The sequence below is a fragment of the Aeromicrobium ginsengisoli genome (assembly GCF_004134905.2).
In the GTDB taxonomy this organism is placed as follows: domain Bacteria; phylum Actinomycetota; class Actinomycetes; order Propionibacteriales; family Nocardioidaceae; genus Aeromicrobium; species Aeromicrobium ginsengisoli.
Genome location: NZ_SDPQ02000002.1, coordinates 887,882 through 908,443 on the forward strand (window position 1 = coordinate 887,882; position 20,562 = coordinate 908,443).

Genomic DNA, 20,562 nt, shown 5'->3' on the forward strand with positions numbered 1-20,562 from the left:
GGTGAGCCGAGGCAGCCGCGCCATTCCCGTCGCCGAGCTCGTGGAACGTGCACGAGCCGGCGAGGCCCGGGCCGTGGCGCGGCTGATCTCGTTGGTCGAGGACCGCTCACCGGCACTGCGCGAGGTCAGCGCCGCGCTGACGCCGCACACGGGGTCGGCGCACATCGTCGGCATCACGGGCTCACCGGGCGTCGGCAAGTCGACATCGACCTCGGCACTCGTCAACGCGCTGCGGGCCCAGGGCAAGCGGGTCGGCGTGCTCGCGGTCGACCCGTCGTCGCCGTTCTCCGGCGGTGCGCTGCTCGGCGACCGCGTACGCATGCAGGACCATGCGACCGACGACGGCGTCTACATCCGCTCGATGGCCAGCCGCGGCCACCTCGGCGGGTTGTCCGCCTCCGCGCCTCAGGCTCTTCGGGTGCTGGACGCCGCCGGCTGTGACGTCGTGCTGGTCGAGACTGTCGGGGTGGGGCAGTCCGAGGTGGAGATCGCCGGCCTCGCCGACACGACGCTCGTCCTGCTGGCCCCTGGCATGGGTGACGGCATCCAGGCGGCCAAGGCCGGCATCCTCGAGATCGGTGACCTCTTCGTCGTCAACAAGGCTGATCGCGACGGGGCGGAGGCGACGCGGCGGGAGCTGCGCTCGGTCATCGCGATGACCGACCGGGCCGACGGGGCCTGGAAGCCGCCGATCATCCTGACCGTCGCGACCAAGGGCGAGGGCGTCGACGAGGTCGCGGAGCAGATCGCCGCCCACCGCACGCATCTCGGTGAGTCCGGGGAGCTGAGGCGCCGCCGGCTCGCGCGGCTGCGCCGTGAGATCGAGGCGCTGGCCCTGACCGAGGTGCAGTCGAGGTTCGCCGGCCTGTCGGGCGACGCCCGCCTCGACACGCTCGCCGAGCAGGTCCTGTCCGGTGAGACCGACCCGTTCGCCGCCGCCGACACGCTCGTCGAGCACGTCTGAGCGCATTTCTCGACGGAATGCCGGTCCCCGGCGCGCCTTCACGGCTGGGCGGAGGGACTTCGACACAATGGCGATGTGCTCAAGAAGGTCTTCCTCCTGCTGCTCGTCGGCTTCGCGATCTACTACCTGCTGTCGACCCCGGACGATGCTGCCGAGTTCGTGAGCAGCGCGTTCAGCGGCATCATGGACGCCTTCCAGCAGGTCGGCGTGTTCTTCAACGAGCTCGTCAACTAGGTCCCTGATGCTGCGGGCGCTGCTCGACCGGTTGCCTGATCAGGAGATCGACAGCCATCTCCTCGCCGAAGAGGGCGAGGCGGTGATCGATCTCGTACGTCACCACGGCATCGTGTTCTGGAAGCCGGTCGCCGAGGTCGTCGGCACTGTCGTGCTGTGGATCCTGGCCATCATCGGCCCGATTCAGCTCGGCTGGGTGTTCATCGTCGGCGGACTGGCCCTCCTGGTGCACGCCGCCTATCTCGCGATGCGCGAGCGCCGCGACGTCTTCGTCGTCACCAACATGCGGGTCTTCAGGGCGACCGGGGTGTTCTCGGTCCGTATCGCCACGATGCCGATCACCCGCATCCTCGACATCACGGTCGAGAAGCCGCTGCTCGGGCGCATGCTCGGCTACGGCCACTTCATCTTCGAGTCCGCGGCGCAGGCCCAGGGCCTGCGCCACATCCGCTACATCGGCGATCCCGATGCTCGTGACCTCACCATCCAGCGAGTCGTACAGCGCTCGGGTCTGCGCGGCCGCACGATGGAACAACGCCTCCTCGAAGGGAGCTGACCGGCACCCAGGCCGTCACCCGCCACCGTCTTCGCGCCAGTTCATACACTGGGCGCATGAACTTCTCGCGCCCCGGCGCCATCGACCTCTCCGCGCTGAAGCAGCCGCCGGCCCGCCCGGGCCAGCCCGCCGCCGGCGGTGGCTCGTACGTCGTCGACATCACCGAGCAGAACTTCCAGACCGCGGCCCTCCAGGCCTCGATGGACCACGTCGTCGTGCTGAGCCTCTGGTCGCCGCGTTCGCCGCAGAGCGAGAGCTTCAACGCGATGCTGGGTGCCCTCGTGTCGCAGTACGCCGGACAGATCGTCCTGGCGCAGGTCGACATCGACGCCAACCCGGCGATCGCCCAGGCGCTCCAGGCGCAGGCCGTGCCGCTTGTCGTCGGCCTCGTGAAGGGCCAGCCCGTCCCGCTGTTCCAGGGCACCGTCGAGGAGGCGGAGGCACGTCGCTACTTCGACGAGCTGGTCAACGTCGCAGCCCAGAACGGCGTCACGGGCCGGGCCCAGCCCGCGGGTGAGGCAGCCGAACCGGCCGAGCCGGAGGAGGCCGAGGATCCCCGGTTCGCCGCAGCGGACGAGGCGTTCGCCGCCGGTGACTTCGACACCGCGGTCGCGGAGTACGAGAAGCTGCAGGCGCAGTATCCGGCCGACTCCGAGATCTCCGAGCGGCTCGCGGGCGTCAAGCTGCTCGCCCGCACGCAGGGCGTCGACCTGCAGGCTGCCCGCAAGGCTGCCGCCGACGCACCAGACGACCTGGAGGCCCAGATGCTCGTCGCCGACCTCGACGTGAGCGGCGGTCACGTCGACGACGCGTTCGACCGGCTGATCGGGCTCGTGAAGCGCAAGGCCGGTGATGACCGCGAGCTCGTGCGCCAGCGACTGCTCGACCTCTTCACGGTCGTCGGCACCGCCGACCCGCGGGTCGCGACGGCCCGCCGCGCTCTCGCGTCAGCACTTTTCTGAGCGACGCGGCGCTGGACGTATCGCTCCACCTGTCCGAGCGCGGGCTCGATGCCCGATAGGCTCGCGGCGGCGTCAGTCGTTGGTGCCCAAGAGGGAGTGTGGACATGCGGACGAGGCTGAGTTGGGCACTTGGCGTGCTCGGCGTCGTCATCGCGGTCCTCGGTCTCGCGGTCATGATCAAGCTCGGCCCTGACAGCCGGTTCTCCACGGGACCCCACCCGATCGACACCGACGGCATCGCGATCGTCACCCAGCCCAAGGTCATCTCGTGGACCGGCGTCAAGGTCGACATCCTCGCCGAGGTGCCGGTCCGCAAGCCGGTGTTCGTCGGTCTCGCCAACAGCGTCGACATCGAGAACTACGTCGGCAAGACCCAACGGCTCGAGGTCACCGGATTCCACACGCCGTGGGACCTCAAGACCCGTGAGGTCAAGGGAAAGCCCAATCTGCCGGGTGCGCCCACCGCCCTCGACTGGTGGATCGACCAGTCCGCCGGGCTCGGTGGCGCCAGCATCAGCACGGAGCTGCCCGACGAGACGGTCTCGGTCGCGATCCTCTCGGTCGGCTCGACCAACCTGTCGGGTGTCGAGGTCACGGTGGCCTATGGCATCGAGGGAGGGTTCTACAAAGGCCTGGCGTTGCTGCTGCTCGGGCTCGCCGGGGTCTGGGCCAGCTGGTGGCTCCGACACGACGCCGGACCACTGCTCGCCGGCACCCATGACGAGGAAGGCCCGATCATCGAGGAAGAAGTCGTGTACGTCTATGTCGACGAGGATGGCGTCGAGCATCAGGTGTCGGCGGAGGAGGCCGAGGCGTACGACGTGGTCGAGGAGACCGTCGAGGTCGTCGAGGCAGAGCCCGAGGTCGAGCCTGTCCAGGAGGCAGAGGTCGTCGAGCCGGCGGTCGAGCCCGAGCCGGTCGCGCCGCGGATCCCTGGAGTCCTGACGGCGGCAGAGATCGCCGCCGGCGCGATGCCGGAGCCCGTGGTCATACCGGAGCCGGAACCCGAGCCCGAGCCCGTGCCGGAGCCAGAGCCGGAGCCGGAACCGGAGCCCGAGCCCGTGCCGGAACCCGTGCCGGAGCCCGAGCTCGTGCCGGAACCCGTGCCGGAGCCCGAGCCCGAGCCGGAACCCGAGCAGCGCGTGGTCTATGTCTTCGTCGACGAGGACGGCGTCGAGCACGAGGTCAGCGAGGACGAGCTCGGCGACTTCGAGCTCGTCGACGAAGACGAGGAGGAGACGTGAGACGGCTGTCCCTCCTCGTGCTCGCGTGCGCGCTGACGCTCTCGGCGTGCGCCGTCCCGCACCAGCGCGGGGACCTGACGTTGGAGAAGACCGCTGCCCGCAAGTCCGAGGTGTCGGCGGTGTTCAGCGAGTACCGCAAGGTCCGCAACACCGCGATCGAGCTGCTCGACGCCAAGCCGCTGTCGATCGTCGAGAGCGGACCCGTGCTCGCGATCGACTCCGGCTCGTTCGAGGTGTCGCAGCGACTGGCCAAGACCCAGAAGCAGGACACTGGCGCGTTCGAGGTGACCGACGTGCAGACGCCACGATTCGGGAAGTACCCGCTGTGGTTCTTCGCGGTCGTCCACGACGACTCGGCACGCGTCAACCGGGTCCAGATCTTCGAGCGCGAGACCGCTGTCGAGCCCTGGCTCCTCGTGGCCAGCCCGGAGACGCTCGCCGACACGCAGATCCCCGACATCCGTCGTGAGGGCGGGAACGCGCTGACCGTGAAGCCCGACGACGCGGTCGGGATGTCGATGTCGGCCTCGGCCGCCGCGAAGGCGTACGCCAAGACGCTCGCCGACCCGGCGTCGGCAGATGCGAGCAAGGTCGCCGACGACTCGTTCATCAAGCAGATGCGGACCACCGCAGAGAACAACGCCAAGCTCGAGGGCGTGACGTTCTCGCAGTCGTGGGGCAACGATCCGGTCAAGTACGTCCTCCGCACGACGGACGGGGGAGCGCTGGCTTTCGTCACGTTGCTGCGGCTCGACACGTACGAGGTCAAGGACGGGCTCACGATCAGCTGGCCGGAGGGCACACCGCAACAGGCGTTCCTGTCCTCAGGGATCTCCAGCTCGGGCAAGCTGCGCTACTACCACCAGGTGCTGCTCTACATCCCGCCCGGCACTGGCAAGCCCCGTGCGATCGGCCAGTTCGGCGGGGTCGTGAGTGCCGATTCGCAGTGAGATGCGGACGGGGGCCCTCACCCGCTACGATGGTGGCGTTGCACGACGTTGGATTCTACGGCTGATCAAGTTCCGCAAGGTAGCTAGTTCTTCTCGCAGGTTGGATGTGTGTCGCGACAGTCGCTCGCGAAAGGCGTGAGCGACAACTCGCCAAAGAGGAGAAACAACATGGCTACAGGAACCGTCAAGTGGTTCAACGCTGACAAGGGCTTTGGATTCATCGCCCCCGACGACGGCAGCGAAGACGTTTTCGCGCACTTCAGCGCGATCGCCACGAGCGGCTACCGCTCGCTGGACGAGAACCAGAAGGTCGAGTTCGACGTCGAGCAGGGCCAGAAGGGCCTGCAGGCGACGAACATCCGTCCCCTCTGATCTTCTTGATCTGAAGTAGCACCCTCGAAAGCCCCGGAGCTCGCTCCGGGGCTTTCGTCATGCCCCGACCCCGCTGAGCGTGACGAGTTGCTGGCGACTCGCCGATACCGGCCTGAAACTCGTCACTCCCAGCGGGGCTACTCCGCGGCTTTGGGGGCTTCGCGATAGGTCGGCAGGGATCCGGCGTCCACGGCCTCGAGGAGCTCGATCGCGGCCGCAGCGGCGTGTGCGCGTACGTCGTCGGGATCGCACCAGCGCACCGACTTGATCTCGGTGGCCTGCAGCGTCATGTCCTCGGTCACCGAGCTGTCGACGACCCCGAGGTCGAACAAGAAGATGCACGCGTCGTCCCAGCCTCGCCAGGCCGGCAGCCAGTTGACCGTGATCAGGTCGCCGACCTCGACCTTGACGCCCAGCTCCTCCTCGAGCTCGCGTGCGAGCCCGACCGAGGGCGCCTCGCCGACCTCGACGACGCCGCCGGGCAGGTCCCACTCCTGCTTGTAGGTCAGCTCGCACAGCAGCACCCGCCCGCGCTCGTCGCGCAGCAGGCCCTGACTGATGACGCGCTTGGTCGGCAGCCCGGCGTTGAGGATCGCGATGAACCCGTCGCGACTGTGCGGCTCGGGATCATCGACGATCCGGGCGAGCAGCGCCCGGTCCGGGTCGTCGCCGGCGCCGCGGAGCACGCCCTCACGGCGCATGCCGGCGATCGAGGCGGCGCGGACGTCACCCAGACGCTCGAGTGGGATCCGGGCCTCGACCCGCGTCATGCCGAGGCTCTCGAAGGCGTACGCCAGGGCGAGGCGGACTGCCCTGACGGCGACGGGGATGTTGTCGGTGCCGGCGTTCCAGCGGATCGACGCCGTCCGTCTGTCCTCGCCGCGCAGCGCGACGGTGCCGACTCGTTCGCCCTCGAGCACGATCGCGAACCCGGTGAACTCGTCGGATCCGGAGGTGGGCTCCAGCACGAGGTCGCCGTCGCGGAGGGTCTCGGTCACCTGTTCAGGCTACCGACCCTCCGCGGGCGACCTTGCTGCTGGCGTGCTTCAGCCGATCGGGCCGGCAATCAGTGTGACCGTCGCGGTGTGGCTCGTGCCGGCGGCATCGGTCCACGACACCGTCGCGGTCTTGCCGGCGTCGACGCCTGCCACCGCCGTGGACAGGTCGGCGGCCGAAGAGATCGACGTGCCGTTGAACTGCGTGATCGTGCTGCCCTGGGTGATGCCTGCGGCCCGAGCGGGGGAGTCGGCGACCGTGCCGGCCACCACCGCGCCGCTGCTCTGCCTGTACGCCGCCGGCACCAGCTGCACGCCGAGGAAGCCGGTCGAGCCGATGTGGACCGTGCTGCTCGCGGTGCCGCCGTCGATCTGGCCGGCGATCGTGAGCGCCTGCCCGATCGGTATCGCGTATCCGGTCACGTCGGCGCTGCCGCTCGATGCCGCGGTGTTCATGCCGATGACCTCGCCGTCGCTGTCATACAGCGCGCCGCCGGAGTCTCCGGCGATGATGTCGGCCGAGACCTGGATCAGGCCGCTCAGCCGCTCGGGACCGGACCCGGCGTCGGACTGCACCGTGATCGACTTGTCGGTCGCCGCCACGGTTCCGGCGGCGGCACTGGCCGCACCGCCGTCGCCGTTGGCGTTGCCCACGCCGGTGACCTTGTCGCCGACCGCCACAGCGCCGGAGGTGTCGGGCTTGATCGTGGTCAGGCCCGACGCGTCCTTGAGCTGCAGCACGGCGACGTCGTGCGTCGAGTCGTAGCCGACGACGGCCGCTTGGTACGTCTTGCCGGTCGACACGACCTGCACCGTGATCGCGGTCGCGCCCTCGACCACGTGGTGGTTGGTGAGGATCTCACCGTCGGACGTCAGGATCATGCCGGTGCCGGCCGCCTGACCGGCGCCGTAGTCGACAGTGGTGTTGATGTAGACGAGGCCGGCCTCCTGAGCGGCAGTGGCCTCGGTCGTGCCGGCTTGGTCGATCGACCCGGCCTGTCGATCGAGGGGCAGCACCGAGAGGTTGCGATCGGACGGGCTCTGCGTCGGCAGCCCGGTCGTGGTCGAGGCCGCCGTGGTGGGGGTGTTGCCCGCCTGCGCGGCATACGTGAGTCCCGAGACGCCGAGGATCGCGGCGCCGGCCATGGCGGCGATGCCGTATCGGCCGGGCCGGCGACGCGTGCGTACGTGAGCCTGCGGCTGGGCCTGGGGCGACTCGGGCTGCGCTTGCGGTTCGGGTGTGGTTCCGGGTTGGTCGTTCATGGCGTGCTCCTCGTTGAGTCCTGTCTTCGACTCAAGTCCGGGTTGGTATGGGAACGCTGTGAGTGGGCTCAACTTGTGTTGAGAGTTCATTGCGTACGCTCGACGCGTGAGCGAGGAGCGCGCAGTCGCGGCCGTCGAGGCCACTGGCATCGCGTACGAGGTGACCCGGCACGGCCCGGTGGGATCGCTCGCCGAGGCGGCTGCCGCGCGTGGCATCGAGCCGCGGCAGCTCGTCAAGAGCCTGGTCGTGCGCCGCGCGGACGACGACTTCCTGTTCGTGCTGGTGCCCGGTGACCGGACGATCTCGTGGCCCAAGCTGCGTCAGCTGCTCGGCGTCTCGCGGATGTCGATGCCCGACGCGGCGGTGGCGCTCGAGGCCACGGGCTACGAGCGGGGGACGATCACACCGTTCGGTTCGCTCCGGGCCTGGCCGGTCGTCGTCGACGAGCGGGTCGACGGGACGATCTCGCTGGGTGGCGGCGCGCACGGCGTCGGGCTGAAGGTCGATGCCGGCGACATGATTCGCGTCCTGGACGCCCAGGTCGCGGACGTCTCCGAGCCGCAGTAGGCGAGGGCGGGAACCGTACTGGCAGTATCCCGTGGCCCTCGACCTGTGCCACGATGCACGCGTGGATCTCGACAACGTGCTGTGGATGCTGACGGCCCTCGCCGCTGTCGTGGTGCTTCTGACGCGCATGCGGTTGTCCGCGACGGGCCGGCAACCAGGTCACGCCCAGATCCCCGGCACGATCCTCAACGCCCACACGGTGCTCGGGGTGACGGCGCTCGTCGTGTGGATCTTCTACCTCACCTCGCCGAGCGATGCGCTGGGACTCGTCGCGCTGGTCGTCTGGTGGATCGAGGTCGTCGTCGGCATCCTGATCCTTGCGCGCTGGTTGCCCGGGGCCGGCAGGCACGCGGCCCCAGCGGTCGACGACAGCTGGGCCGAGGGGCCCTACCTGTCGATCCTCGGACACGTCGGGCTGCTGCTCGGCGTCATCTTCTTCACCTACTGCGTGCTCGCCGGCAAGGTCGGTTGAGCCACGGGGTTGACCTCAACCTTCGTTGAGGTTGTTGGCTGATGTGCATCAGACATCACCAAGGAGAACCTCATGCCTCGTGCACTCATCACCGGCGGATCCGCCGGTCTCGGCCTGGCGCTGGCCACCGGTCTGGCGGAGCGCGACTGGGACGTCGTCATCACCGGCCGCGACGAGTCCCGTCTCAACGCTGCCGCCCGGCAGGCGGGTGACCGCGTCCGACCCATCGCCGGAGACGTGACCGACCCCGGACATCGCGCTGTCCTCGTCGAGGCGGTCGGCACCGGCCTCGACCTGCTCGTCAACAACGCGAGCACGTTGGGCGTGAGCCCGCTGCTGCCGGTCCTGGAGCTGGACGACCAGGTGCTGCGTGACGTCTGGGAGACCAACGTGGTCGCGCCGGTCACCCTGACCCGCGCGTTGTGGCCGTTGCTGCACGTCGGAGGCGCGGTCATCAACATCACGTCGGACGCCGCGGCCGACCACTACGAGACGTGGGGTGCGTACGCTGCCAGCAAGGCAGCGCTCGAGCACCTCACCCTGACGCTCGCAGTCGAGGCGCCCGACGTCCGGTGGTGGACCGTCGATCCCGGGGACATGCGTACGCAGATGCATCAGGATGCCTTCCCCGGCCAGGACATCTCGGACCGGCCGCTGCCGGAGTCGGTCGTGCCGGCGTTCCTGGCGCTGCTCGACGCCCGGCCACCGAGCGGGCGTCATCAGGCGTCCGACCTCGTCCTGGCCCGAGCGGGGGCGTGAGATGACGCGGATCGACATCGCACCGCTGACGACGTTCTCCCCGCCGGGCAACCGGACCGCGCCGTCGCCGGCCGAGGCGCGCGGGATGCGCCGCGACGACGTACGCCTGCTGGTCGCGCACGGCGACCAGGTGACGCATGCCAGGTTCGGCGACCTCGCGGACCACCTCGAGCCCGGGGACCTCGTCGTGGTCAACGCGTCGCAGACCGTGGCCGGAGAGCTCGACGCCGTGCTGTCCGGCGACGGTGCCTCCAGCGGGGAGGTCGTGGTGCACGTGGCGACCGACCTGCGGGACGGTACGTGGGTCGTCGAGATCCGCACGGCGCCGGATGCCGCGTGGGCCGTGCTCGATGCGGCGGCCGGGCAGACCCTGGGACTGCCGGTCGAGGGCGCGGCGCTCACACTGCTCGAGCCTTACCCACGCGAGAACTCGTCGCCCACCGGCAGTGGCAACCGGCTCTGGCGCGCGACGTACGCCGGCCCGTCGGCACTGCCGGACGTGCTGGCGAGTCTCGGGCGCCCCATCGCGTACGGCTATCTGGACCGGCAGTATCCGATCGAGGACTACCGCACGATCTTCGGGACGACCCCCGGCAGCGCCGAGATGCCGAGTGCTGCCCGTCCGTTCACGCCTGACGTCGTGACTCGCCTGGTGTCGCGCGGCATCGCGATCGCGCCGGTGCTGCTGCACACCGGCGTTTCCTCGCAGGAGGCCGGCGAAGCGCCGCAGCCTGAGTGGTTCGAGGTCAGCGAGCCGGCCGCCCGGCTCGTGAACGCGACGCGGGCCGGGGGAGGGCGGGTCATCGCCGTCGGCACCACCGTCACGCGAGCGCTGGAGTCGGCCGTGAGCGGTGCGCCGGGCCGCGCCACCGTCGAGGCGAGCTCGGGCTGGACCGAGCGCGTAATCACCCGGGACGCGCCGCCGCGGATCGTCGACGGACTCATCACCGGCTGGCACGACCCGGCGGCATCGCACCTGCTGCTGGTGGAAGCCGTGGCCGGATCACGCCTGACCCAGACGGCGTACGACGCGGCAGTCGAGGCGGGCTATCACTGGCATGAGTTCGGTGACTCCGCGCTGCTGCTGCCGGCGCGGGCGGAGGCGCTGGCCGCCTGACTGCAGAGAACTGTTTGCAAAGAAGTCTTTGCAGTCGTACGATGAAGGCATGTCCCTCACCAACAAGGTCGTGGAGGACCTCGACACGCTCAAGGCGGTCTCGCACCCCCTCCGGATGCAGCTGCTGGGCGCACTGCGTCGCCGGGGTCCCTCGACCGCCTCGGAGCTGGCCCGCGAGCTCGGCGAGTCGAGCGGCTCGACGTCGTACCACCTGCGGCAGCTCGAGCGGTTCGGCTTCGTCAGCGACGCCGATGAGCAGCCGTCCGGGCGAGAGCGGCGCTGGAAGTCGCTGTACGACCTGACGACGTACCCCGCCACGCTCGCGAGTCTTGACGGCGGCCGGGAGTATCTCGACGTCGTGCGCCGCCGCCAGGAGGAGCACCTGCGTGATGACCTCGAGAGGTGGACGGAGCACCGTCCCGGCATCGGCATGAGCGACTACTCGCTGTCCCTCGATCCAGACGACATCGAGGCACTCGAGCGGGACATCTTCGACGTCGTCCAGAGATACGCGGGCAAGCAGGGCTCGGAGCGGGTCAACCTGCACGCGCTGATCCTGCCGCGAGCATGAGCTCGGGCATGACGCTGCGAACGCGCTTCTGGGTGCTCGCCGGCCTCCGGTGGCTGCCGACGGGTTTTGTCATCCCCGTGGGCGCCCTGCTCCCGCTCGAACGCGGGCTCACCATCGCCGAGTACGGGATGGTCGCCGCGACCCAGGGGTTCGTCGTGCTGCTGCTCGAGCTGCCGACCGGTGGCTTCGCGGATGCACTGGGTCGCAAGCCGGTCTTCGTCGCCTCGGCGGTGGTCGCCCTGGCGTCGTACGTCACCTCCGCCCTCGCGCAGGTTCCGCTGGCCTTTGTGGTCGCGAGTGCGCTGAGCGGGGTGTTCCGGGCCCTCGACAGCGGCCCTCTCAACGCCTGGTTCGTCGACGCCGTCCATGAGGACGAATCCGTGGCGGACCGGAGTGGCACGGTGGCCCGTGGGCTGTCGGGATATGCCAGCGTCGTCGGCGCGTCGATCGCGACCGGGGCGATCATCTCGGGCCTGTTCATCCTGTGGGCCCCGCTGGGGCGGGAGGACTCGCTCGCGCTGCCGTACTGGATCGCCACGGCTCTGGCCCTGGTGCAGATCGTCGCCGCGACGCTGCTCATGCACGAGGACCGGTCGGCGCGAGTGGCTGGCGTCCTGTGGTCGATTCGCGCCACGCCGCGGGTCATCCTGGATGGCGGGCGGCTGCTGTGGCGTTCACGAGTCCTGCGGGCCCTCATCGCCGTCGAACTGTTCTGGGGATTCGGCATGATCGCGTTCGAGTCCTTCATGCCGATCCGGCTGTCCGAGCTGCTCGCGGACCGCGACCACGCCGCCGCGCTCATGGGCCCGGTCACGGCTGCCGCATGGGGTGTGTCCGCGGTCGGCGCCGCGTTGGTCCCGCTCCTGCTGCGTCGGTGGAGCATGGTCGGGGTCTCGGTCACCCTGCGCATCGTCCAGGGCGCGACGGTCGTGGCGATGGGTCTGGCGGCCGGCCCCGTCGGGCTGGTCCTGGGCCTCTTCGCGACGTACGCCGTGCACTCCGCGGCCGGCGCGATCTACGAGACGCTGCTGCACGATCAGGTCGGCAAGGAGAACCGCGCGACGGTGCTGTCGCTGGCCTCCATGGCGATGCAGCCCGCAGGCTCGATCGGGGCGATCACGCTGGGCGTCATCGCGACCGGCGTGTCGACCGGGTTCGCGATCATCGTCGGCGGCGTCGTGCTCGCCCTTGCCGCGCCGCTGTTCCTCGTGCGCGAACCCGTCAGCGTGGCGGCAGGTCGTCGCGACGACCTTGGTTGCGCTGACCGTTGATGATCAGGCTGACCACGATGCCGAGCGCACCGGCGGCCATGAGGATGTAGCCCACCGTCGTGAGCTCGACCTCCTGGATGTTGTCCTGCACCGCGAATGCCAGAATCGCACCGAGGGCGAGAAGGAATATGGATCCTCCGATGTACATGGCTCACCTTTCGTGGGGGTCAACCTTTCGACCGTAACGCCGCACGTACGCGCCCGCACTTCGTGCGCGTCAGGCCGGCGGGATCTCGCCAGAGCCCCGCACCAGGAACGACGTCGGGACGATGATCTGCTCCACAGGGCCGGTGTCGCCGCCGATCCTGGCCAGCAGGCGCTCGGCGGCCATCTTGCCGATGAGGTGCGGATCCTGCGCGATGACGGTGATCGCGGGGGAGACGAGGTCGCCGAGGGAGATGTCGTCGAAACCGACCACCGCGATCTCGTGCTCCAGGCCGAGGCTGCGCAGGGCGCGGACGACCCCGATCGTCACGAGGTTCTGGGCGGCGAAGATCGCCGTCGGCGCGGGGCTCGCCTGCAGCATCGCCCGGGTCGCCGTCTCCGCGAGGTACTCGTTGGAGAGGTCCGGGATGATGTGCGTCGCCGCCCGGGCCGCCCAGCACGCCTCGCGATAACCCTCGAGACGCATGCGTGCCGTCGGCAGGAACTGCCGGTCGCCCATGAACGCGATGTGCCGGTGCCCGTACGAGATGAGGTGCTCGGTGGCCAGGCGGGCGCCGCTCTGGTTGTCGACCACGACGCTGTCGGTCTCCAGGCCTTCGACCCCGCGGTCGACGAGCACGACCGGCATGCCGGCGTCCATCTCGCGCTGCAGCGCCGTCGGATCGGGGCCCGCAGGCATCACGATCAGGCCGTCGACCTGGTACGAGCCCATGGTCGGCACGAGCTCGCGCTCTCGTTCGGGATCCTCGTCGAGACTCGCCGAGAGCACGGCGAATCCCGCGGCTCCGGCGGCGTCCTCGACCCCGCGGTGGACCTGGGCGTCGAACGGGTTGGAGACGTCGCCCAGCAGCAGTCCGATGCTCAGGGTGCGGCGATCTGCCCGGCGCAGTGAGCCGGCGCTGACGTCCCGCCGGTAGGCGAGTCGTTCGACTGCTGCGCGTACGCGGGCGGCGGTGGCCTCGCCGACGTAGCCCTCGCCGTTGACGACGCGGGAGACAGTCTTGATGCCGACGCCGGCCTCGCGGGCGACGTCCTTCATCGTGGGCCGCTGTCGCGGGGCCGGTTTGGGTGACAACGGTGTCATGGGACACAGCGTAACGCTTGACGCCTGATTCTGTGTGAGGTAGAACACTTTATGACAACGATGTCAGACGGTCTGGCGTTGTGAGAGGAATCATCGTGAAAACACCATCTGTCTCCCGACGCCGGTTCGCGGCCGCCGCGACGGCGGTCCTGGCATCCACCCTGGTACTCGCGGCGTGCGGCTCCGGCTCCGACTCGGACTCGGGCGGCTCGAGCGGCGACGTCGGCGTCTCCCTGATCGTCAAGACGACCAGCAACCCGTTCTTCGTCGCGATGCAGGACGGTGCCAAGAAGGCCGCGAAGGCCAACGGCGTCGACCTCAAGCTCGCGGCCGGCAAGACCGACGGCGACGAGGACACCCAGATCCAGGCGATCGAGAATGCGATCTCGCTCGGGCAGAAGGGCATCCTCATCACGCCCAACGGTCCCGGCGTCGTCGATGCGATCGACAAGGCCCGTGCCGCCGGACTCTTCGTGATCGCCCTCGACACGCCGCCCGACCCGGCCGACGCCGTCGACATCACGTTCGCGACCGACAACTTCAAGGCCGGCGAGTCGATCGGCTCCTGGACCGCCAAGAAGCTCGACGGCAAGAAGGCCGTCATCGCGATGCTCGACCTGTTCAACGACAAGGTCGTCTCGGTCGACTACAACCGTGACCAGGGCTTCCTGACCGGAATGGGCATCCCGACCAAGGACAAGAAGAAGAACGGCGACGAGGCCAAGTCGGGCTCCTACAGCGGCGGCGACTACCAGATCGTGTGCAACGAGGCGACCAACGGCGCCGAGGACGGTGGCACGACCGCCATGGAGACCTGCCTGTCGAAGAACCCCGACATCAACGTGGTCTACACGATCAACGAGCCGGCCGCCTACGGCGCGTACCAGGCACTGAAGAGCGCCGGCAAGGAGAAGGGCGTCACGATCGTGTCGATCGACGGCGGCTGTGCCGGAGTCGGCTATGTCAAGGACGGCATCATCGGGGCGACCGCCCAGCAGTACCCGCTCGAGATGGCGGCCAAGGGCGTCGAGGCGATCGCCAAGCTCGCCAAGGACGGCACGAAGCCGAAGACCAGTCCCGGTCTCGACTTCTTCGACACGGGCGTCAAGCTCGTGACCGACGACCCGCAGGACGGTGTCGAGAGCGTCGACACCACGGCCGGCAAGTCCACCTGCTGGGGCTGAGTGCATGACGGCGGGGTGCCCTTTCCGGGCACCCCGCCGTTCCCGCCCGCAGACCCTGATCGAGAGGACCATCCGCCATGACCAATGAACCCGAAGACACCGCGCTCGTCGACCACCCGCTCGAGGTGTTGAGCGACGCCGGCCTGACCCGCCCGCCGAGTCCGCTCGACCGGCTGCGCACCCTGCTCCACCGCTATCCGGCGCTGAGCCCCGCCGTCGTGCTGATCATCTCGATGATCGTGTTCGGCCTGCTCAACGACCGGTTCCTCAGCACCGCCAACCTGTCGCTCGTCGTGCAGCAGGTCGCCGTCATCGGCGCCCTCGCGATCGGGCAGACGCTGATCGTGCTGACCGCCGGCATCGACCTGTCCGTCGGAGCCGCGATGATCCTGTCGACCCTGGTGGCCGCCGGAGTCGCCTCCGACCACGGCTGGCCAGGCCCCCTCGCGCTGCTCGCCGCGCTCATCGTCGGCGTCGCGACCGGCGTGATCAACGGTGTCCTCGTGACGCGGCTCAACCTGCCGCCGTTCATCGTCACGCTCGGCACCCTCAACGTGTTCACGGCAGTGGCGCTCCTCTACTCCGACGGTGCGACGACACGCGGCATCGACATGCCTGAGCTCCTGACCTGGACCGGCAAGTCGTTCGACGTCGCCGGTGCCCAGATCACGTACGGCGTGGTGCTGATGATCCTGATGTACGTCGCCATGGCGTTCGCCCTGAGCCAGACCTCGTGGGGCCGTCACGTGTACGCCGTGGGTGACGATGCGGAGTCGGCCCGTCTGAGTGGCATCCACGTCACCCGGGTCATCCTCAGCGTGTACGTCACCGCCGGTGCGCTGTTCGCCGCCGCCGGCTGGATCCTCATGGGCCGCGTCAACGCCGCGAGCCCCAACGCGGGGGTCGACGCCAACCTCGACTCGATCACCGCTGTCGTGATCGGTGGCACGAGCCTCTTCGGTGGCCGTGGCGCCCTGTGGGGCAGCCTGATCGGCGCCCTCATCGTCGGCGTGTTCCGCAACGGGCTGAGCCTGGCGGGCCTCGACGTGCTCTACCAGACCCTTGCCGTCGGTGTGCTCGTCATCATCGCGGTCTCCGTCGACCAGTGGATCAGGAAGGTACGCGCATGAGCACGCCAATTCTCGAGGCTCGCGGCCTCGTCAAGACGTTCGGACATGTCGTCGGCCTGGCCGGCGTCGACCTCGAGCTGCACGCCGGCGAGGTGCTGGCGATCATCGGCGACAACGGCGCCGGCAAGTCGACGCTGATCAAGTGCCTGTCGGGCGCCTACACGCCGGACGCCGGGCAGATCCTCGTCGAGGGCAAGCCGGTCGAGTTCCACCGCCCCGACGACGCCCGCAAGGCCGGGATCGAGACGGTCTACCAGACCCTCGCCGTGTCGCCGGCGCTCGACATCGCGAGCAACCTGTTCCTCGGTCGCGAGCAGCGACTGCCGGGCGTGCGCGGGTCGGTGTTCCGGATGCTCGACAAGAAGGGCATGCGCGATCGCGCCAAGCAGCAGGTCGAGGACCTCGGCATCTCCACGCTGCAGTCCATGACGCAGGCGGTCGAGAACCTCTCGGGTGGCCAGCGGCAGGCGGTGGCGGTCGCCCGTGCGGCGGCGTTCGGGTCGAAGGTCGTGATCCTCGACGAGCCGACGGCGGCGCTCGGCGTACGCGAGTCGGCGCAGGTGCTGCAGCTCGTCCGCGACCTGCGTGACCAGGGCATGCCGGTGATCCTCATCAGCCACGACATGCCCCAGGTCTTCGAGGTCGCCGACCGTATCCAGATCCAGCGCCTCGGGCGCCGCGCCGCGGTCATCACCCCCAAGACGCACACGCCGCAGGAGGCAGTGGCGATCATGACCGGTGCCATGGTCGTCACGTGATCCTCGTCGTGGGGGAGTCGCTCGTCGACATCGTGGTGCGGTCGGACGGCCGGCGCAGCGAGCACCCAGGCGGCAGTCCGGCGAATGTCGCGGTCGGCCTCGGCCGCCTGGGTCACCCGGTCATGCTGGCGACGAGCATCGGCGAGGACGATCGCGGGCAGGTGGTCCGCGCGGCACTCGAGCGGGGCAACGTCAGGTTGGCGCCGCTGAGCGTGGGGCCGGGTCCCACCTCGACGGCGACGGCGTGGCTCGATGCCCGCGGTGCCGCGCGCTACGACTTCGACATCACGTGGGACCCGGCGGGTCTCGACTCGGTGCCGATCGGACCGCTCGTGCACACCGGGTCGATCGCGGCCTACCTCGGGCCGGGCGCGGATGCCGTCGAAGACCTCGTCAAGCGGGCAGCGGATACGGCGCTCGTGACGTTCGACCCCAACATCCGGCCGCGGCTGCTCGACGACCGCGACGCGGTGCTCGACCGGCTCAACCGGCTCGTCGCGTCGTGTGGCGTCGTCAAGGTCAGCGACGAGGACCTCGACTGGCTCCATCCGGGCATTGCGCCGACAGTGGTGGCGCGCAGCTGGATCGCCCTCGGTGCCGGCCTGGTGGTCATCACGGCCGGCGCGCGGGGCTCGTTCGCCGTGCACGCCGCGGGCGAGGTGCACGTGGCCTCGTCGACGACGCCGGTCATCGACACGGTGGGCGCCGGCGACTCCTACATGTCGGGCCTGATCGACGCGATGATGACGACGGGCCTGGTCGGTGCCGGGGGGTCGGACCCGGCTGCGGGCGTACGCGGGCTGTCGCTGTCGGACCTGCGGTCGTACATGCACCACGCCAACATCTCGGCGGCCATCACCGTCGGGCGGGCCGGTGCGGAGCCGCCGACGCGCGAGGAGCTGCCGCCGATCGCTCTTGGCTAGCGCTCGGGCAGGTCGGGCCCGCCGTCGACGCTGTCCTATGCTCGGACGCGATGGCGGGACGACCGCCCGACGACGCGGCTGGAGGCACGATGGGTGAGTTCGTACGACTCGAGGTCAGCGACGGGGTGGGCACGATCCGGCTCGACCGGCCCAAGATGAACGCTCTCGACGCGCAGATGCAGCGCGAGATCATCGAGGCGTGCGAGGAGGCCGATCGCCGTGACGACGTCGCCGCGGTCGTCGTCTACGGCGGGGAGCGCGCCTTCGCGGCCGGCGCCGACATCAAGGAGATGGCGGCGATGTCCTATCAGGACATCAGCCGGCACGCCCACCTGCTGCAGGCGTTCACCCGGGCGCTCGCCGCGCTCGGCAAGCCCACGGTCTCGGCGATCACCGGCTTCGCCCTCGGAGGTGGCTGCGAGGTGGCACTGGCGACGGACGTACGTTTTGCCGCCGACAACGCCAAGCTCGGCCAGCCCGAGATCCTGCTCGGCATCATCCCCGGGGCGGGCGGCACGCAGCGCCTGTCCCGCCTTGTCGGCCCGGCCAAGGCCAAGGACCTGATCTACACCGGCCGGTTCGTCGACGCCCACGAGGCGCTCGCGATCGGTCTCGTCGACCAGCTGCATCCCGCCGACGAGGTCTATCTCAAGGCCGTCGAGTGGGCGTCGCAGTTCGTCGGCGGTCCCGCCCTCGCGCTGCGCGCCGCCAAGAGCGCGGTCGACCGTGGCCTCGAGGTCGACCTGCAGACGGGCCTCGAGATCGAGCGCTCGGAGTTCGCCGCGCTCTGGGCGACCGATGACCAGTCCGCGGGCATGGACTCGTTCATCGAGAACGGTCCGGGCAAGGCCACCTTCAGCGGCAGCTGAGGTGGGGTTCGCCCCGCGCCAGCGGGGTACCCCCATGTCCATGCGCACGTCTCTGCTCCTGGCCCGCATGCTCGCAGTCCGTGGCCTGGCGATCTTCGATCCACCACGCCAGATGCGCGCGCGTGCTGCGTTCGTGACCACCGGTTTGGAAAGCGGCCCCGCCACCGGGGATGCTGGACCGCATGGCCGCGACCGACGACACTGACGCGCTGAACCGGCTCGCCGCCGCTCACGGCGTCGCCATGGCCTACGAGGGTTCCGACCGTGAGCTCGTGACGGTCGACGCCGAGATCGTGATCGCGGTGCTGGCCCGGCTCGACGTCGATGCCAGCAGCCCTGAGTCGATCGAGCGCGAGCTCGCACTCGTCGAGGCCGAGCTTGCCCGACGGCCCCTGCCCGCGACGATCGCCGTGACTCAGGGGACCGGGCGCGCGGTCGGGGTCGCCGGCCGACTGCTGCTCGAGGACGGCTCTGAGCTTGCCGTCGACGGCGAGCTGCCGGCGGACCTGCCCCTGGGCTGGCACCGCTTCGTCACCGGCGACCAGGAGATCACGGTCGTCGTCGCGCCGGCCCGGATGCCCGAGGTCCCGCGCACGTGGGGCTGGATGCTGCAGCTGTACGCCTTGCGGTCCGCCACGTCGTGGGGGATGGGCGACTACGGCGACCTGGCCGAGACGGCCCGCCGCGCCGGTGTTGAGCAGGGCGCCGGGGTGCTGCTGGTCAACCCCGTGCAGGCGTTCATGCCGTCGCACCCGCTCGAGCGCTCGCCCTACTCACCGGCGAGCCGGCGTTTCGCCAACCCGCTCTACCTCCGGGTGACCGACACCGCGGCGTTCGCGGCTGCCGACGACCGGGCCCGCGAGGACGTGCTCGCGCTGATGCCGGATCAGCACACCGAGCTGATCGACTACGACGCCGTCTGGGCGGCCAAACTGGCGGCGCTCGAGCTGCTCTGGGTCCACGCCGGCACGGTCGACCGGGACGACCCGGACCTCGACGCGTATGCCACCTTCGCCGCCCTGGCGGAGCTGCACGGCGCCGACTGGCGCGAGTGGCCCGAGGAGTTGCGCGATCCCGCGGGCGACGCCGTCGCCGGGGCCCGCACGTCGCTGGCCAGTCGCATCGACTTCCACGCCTGGCTCCAGGTGCTCTGCCGCGACCAGCTCGACGCCGCCCGCGCGGCCGCACACGACGCCGGCATGGCGGTCGGCATCGTCCACGACCTGCCCGTCGGGGTACATCCCGGCGGCGCCGACGCGTGGGCCCTGCAGGACACGTTCGCGTCCGACGTACGCGTGGGGTGTCCCGCCGACGCGTTCAACCCGCTGGGCCAGGACTGGGGCCTGCCGCCGTGGCGCCCCGACAAGCTCGCCGAGTCCGGCTATGCGCCGTTCCGCGACGTGATCCGCAGCGTCCTGCGCCACGGCGACGGCATCCGCATCGACCACATCGCGGGCCTGTGGCGCCTGTGGTGGATCCCGCCGGGCGAGCCCGCGCACCGCGGGACGTACGTGCACTACGACTCCGACGTGATGCTCGCGGTGCTGACGCTCGAGGCGCACCGTGCGGGCGCGATCGTCGTCGGCGAGGACCTCGGCACGGTCGAGGAGGTCGTGACCGAGACGATGCACGCGCGCGGCATCCTGAGCTCGGCGGTGCTGTGGTTCGAGCGCGACTGGGACGCTCCGGGTCAGCCGCACGTCCCGCCGCAGGACTGGGAGCCCGAGACGATGGCCAGCATCAGCACGCACGACCTGCCGACCGTCACGGGGTGGCTGCAGGACGAGCGCATCCGCGTCCAGGCCGACCTCGGGCTGCTCGACGGGCCGGCCGACCAGGCGTACGCCCAGGCGGCGGCGGACCGGGAGGCGCTGTTCGACCTGCTCACGGCCGAGGGCATACCGACTGACGACCCGGTCGTGGCGCTGCACGCGGTCATCGCGCGGGCCGCGTCGCGGCTCGTGCTCAGCTCGCCCGCCGATGCGGTCGGCCAGGTGCAACAGCCCAACCTGCCGGGCACGGTCGACGAGTATCCCAACTGGCGCATCCCGCTTCCCGTCGATCTCGACGCGTTCTTTGCCGACGAACGGGTACACGCGTCCGTGGCCCCGCTCCGTGCGGCCCGGCCCGCGTCATGACCGACATCCACGA

At 69.9% G+C, this 20,562-nt stretch carries 23 protein-coding genes; 19 read left to right on the top strand and 4 right to left on the bottom strand.

What is annotated here, in order from left to right; all coding sequences use genetic code 11:
- Window position 1 precedes the first annotated feature (1 nt).
- The 7 genes from meaB to ESP70_RS11230 all read left to right on the top strand — a co-directional run bounded on the left by meaB (window position 2) and on the right by ESP70_RS11230 (window position 5,282).
- A complete protein-coding gene (gene meaB, locus ESP70_RS11205; RefSeq protein WP_223148703.1) occupies window positions 2–964 on the top strand; it encodes a methylmalonyl Co-A mutase-associated GTPase MeaB in 963 nt (320 codons plus the stop codon).
- A 75-nt stretch (window positions 965–1,039) separates the two neighbouring features.
- The gene (locus tag ESP70_RS20115; protein WP_188110591.1) at window positions 1,040–1,198 is read left to right on the top strand and encodes a hypothetical protein; all 159 of its coding nucleotides are present in this window, start codon (window positions 1,040–1,042) and stop codon (window positions 1,196–1,198) included.
- Window positions 1,199–1,205: 7 nt separating this feature from the next.
- Window positions 1,206–1,754: a PH domain-containing protein gene (locus ESP70_RS11210; RefSeq protein WP_188110592.1), complete on the top strand. Its 549-nt coding sequence runs from the start codon at window positions 1,206–1,208 to the stop codon at window positions 1,752–1,754.
- Between the two features lie 56 nt (window positions 1,755–1,810).
- Window positions 1,811–2,716 (top strand): co-chaperone YbbN, encoded by a 906-nt coding sequence (locus tag ESP70_RS11215; protein WP_149689339.1) that lies wholly within the window; start codon window positions 1,811–1,813, stop codon window positions 2,714–2,716.
- A 104-nt stretch (window positions 2,717–2,820) separates the two neighbouring features.
- The gene (locus tag ESP70_RS20120) at window positions 2,821–3,960 is read left to right on the top strand and encodes a hypothetical protein (protein ID WP_188110593.1); all 1,140 of its coding nucleotides are present in this window, start codon (window positions 2,821–2,823) and stop codon (window positions 3,958–3,960) included.
- Entirely contained in the window at window positions 3,957–4,910 is a 954-nt protein-coding gene (locus ESP70_RS11225) for a DUF8094 domain-containing protein (RefSeq protein WP_149689340.1), read from the top strand. Before ESP70_RS20120 ends, ESP70_RS11225 begins: the two co-directional genes overlap by 4 nt.
- A gap of 168 nt (window positions 4,911–5,078) precedes the next feature.
- Window positions 5,079–5,282, top strand: coding sequence for a cold-shock protein (locus tag ESP70_RS11230; protein ID WP_056208020.1), 204 nt, complete (start codon window positions 5,079–5,081; stop codon window positions 5,280–5,282).
- A gap of 137 nt (window positions 5,283–5,419) precedes the next feature.
- Here ESP70_RS11230 and ESP70_RS11235 read toward each other — a convergent pair whose 3' ends face one another.
- Together ESP70_RS11235 and ESP70_RS11240 are read right to left on the bottom strand one after the other, a co-directional pair.
- A complete protein-coding gene (locus ESP70_RS11235; RefSeq protein ID WP_149689341.1) occupies window positions 5,420–6,280 on the bottom strand; it encodes an NUDIX hydrolase in 861 nt (286 codons plus the stop codon).
- Between the two features lie 48 nt (window positions 6,281–6,328).
- Window positions 6,329–7,540, bottom strand: coding sequence for a S1C family serine protease (locus tag ESP70_RS11240; RefSeq protein ID WP_188110594.1), 1,212 nt, complete (start codon window positions 7,538–7,540; stop codon window positions 6,329–6,331).
- Between the two features lie 106 nt (window positions 7,541–7,646).
- Between ESP70_RS11240 and ESP70_RS11245 the strand changes: the two genes are divergently transcribed.
- The 6 genes from ESP70_RS11245 to ESP70_RS11270 all read left to right on the top strand — a co-directional run bounded on the left by ESP70_RS11245 (window position 7,647) and on the right by ESP70_RS11270 (window position 12,298).
- Window positions 7,647–8,108 carry an aminoacyl-tRNA deacylase gene (locus tag ESP70_RS11245; RefSeq protein WP_149689343.1) on the top strand — a complete coding sequence of 154 codons (462 nt, stop codon included), beginning with the start codon at window positions 7,647–7,649 and terminating at the stop codon, window positions 8,106–8,108.
- A 61-nt stretch (window positions 8,109–8,169) separates the two neighbouring features.
- Window positions 8,170–8,580 (top strand): hypothetical protein, encoded by a 411-nt coding sequence (locus ESP70_RS11250; protein WP_149689344.1) that lies wholly within the window; start codon window positions 8,170–8,172, stop codon window positions 8,578–8,580.
- Window positions 8,581–8,652: 72 nt separating this feature from the next.
- Window positions 8,653–9,339: an SDR family NAD(P)-dependent oxidoreductase gene (locus tag ESP70_RS11255; RefSeq protein ID WP_149689345.1), complete on the top strand. Its 687-nt coding sequence runs from the start codon at window positions 8,653–8,655 to the stop codon at window positions 9,337–9,339.
- Between the two features lies 1 nt (window position 9,340).
- A complete protein-coding gene (locus ESP70_RS11260) occupies window positions 9,341–10,456 on the top strand; it encodes an S-adenosylmethionine:tRNA ribosyltransferase-isomerase (protein WP_149689346.1) in 1,116 nt (371 codons plus the stop codon).
- Between the two features lie 49 nt (window positions 10,457–10,505).
- On the top strand, window positions 10,506–11,027 hold the full coding sequence (locus ESP70_RS11265) for a helix-turn-helix domain-containing protein (protein WP_149689347.1): 522 nt from the start codon (window positions 10,506–10,508) through the stop codon (window positions 11,025–11,027).
- 8 nt (window positions 11,028–11,035) lie between these two features.
- The gene (locus tag ESP70_RS11270) at window positions 11,036–12,298 is read left to right on the top strand and encodes an MFS transporter (RefSeq protein WP_149689348.1); all 1,263 of its coding nucleotides are present in this window, start codon (window positions 11,036–11,038) and stop codon (window positions 12,296–12,298) included.
- Here the strand turns inward: ESP70_RS11270 and ESP70_RS11275 are convergent.
- Window positions 12,249–12,446 carry a DUF6458 family protein gene (locus tag ESP70_RS11275; protein ID WP_149689349.1) on the bottom strand — a complete coding sequence of 66 codons (198 nt, stop codon included), beginning with the start codon at window positions 12,444–12,446 and terminating at the stop codon, window positions 12,249–12,251. The genes ESP70_RS11270 and ESP70_RS11275 overlap by 50 nt on opposite strands.
- 69 nt (window positions 12,447–12,515) lie before the next feature.
- The gene (locus ESP70_RS11280; RefSeq protein ID WP_149689350.1) at window positions 12,516–13,547 is read right to left on the bottom strand and encodes a LacI family DNA-binding transcriptional regulator; all 1,032 of its coding nucleotides are present in this window, start codon (window positions 13,545–13,547) and stop codon (window positions 12,516–12,518) included.
- A 95-nt stretch (window positions 13,548–13,642) separates the two neighbouring features.
- Between ESP70_RS11280 and ESP70_RS11285 the strand changes: the two genes are divergently transcribed.
- From ESP70_RS11285 to malQ, 6 genes are all read left to right on the top strand, one after another.
- Entirely contained in the window at window positions 13,643–14,731 is a 1,089-nt protein-coding gene (locus tag ESP70_RS11285) for a substrate-binding domain-containing protein (protein ID WP_188110595.1), read from the top strand.
- Window positions 14,732–14,808: 77 nt separating this feature from the next.
- Window positions 14,809–15,861: an ABC transporter permease gene (locus tag ESP70_RS11290; protein ID WP_149689351.1), complete on the top strand. Its 1,053-nt coding sequence runs from the start codon at window positions 14,809–14,811 to the stop codon at window positions 15,859–15,861.
- Complete coding sequence (locus ESP70_RS11295; RefSeq protein ID WP_149689352.1) at window positions 15,858–16,619, top strand: ATP-binding cassette domain-containing protein; 762 nt, start codon at window positions 15,858–15,860, stop codon at window positions 16,617–16,619. The genes ESP70_RS11290 and ESP70_RS11295 overlap by 4 nt, the downstream gene beginning before the upstream one ends.
- Window positions 16,616–17,542: a carbohydrate kinase family protein gene (locus ESP70_RS11300; RefSeq protein WP_149689353.1), complete on the top strand. Its 927-nt coding sequence runs from the start codon at window positions 16,616–16,618 to the stop codon at window positions 17,540–17,542. The genes ESP70_RS11295 and ESP70_RS11300 overlap by 4 nt, the downstream gene beginning before the upstream one ends.
- Before the next feature lie 50 nt (window positions 17,543–17,592).
- Entirely contained in the window at window positions 17,593–18,411 is an 819-nt protein-coding gene (locus tag ESP70_RS11305) for an enoyl-CoA hydratase/isomerase family protein (protein WP_425458391.1), read from the top strand.
- A gap of 182 nt (window positions 18,412–18,593) precedes the next feature.
- Window positions 18,594–20,549 (top strand): 4-alpha-glucanotransferase, encoded by a 1,956-nt coding sequence (gene malQ / locus ESP70_RS11310; protein ID WP_149689354.1) that lies wholly within the window; start codon window positions 18,594–18,596, stop codon window positions 20,547–20,549.
- Window positions 20,550–20,562: the final 13 nt, after the last annotated feature.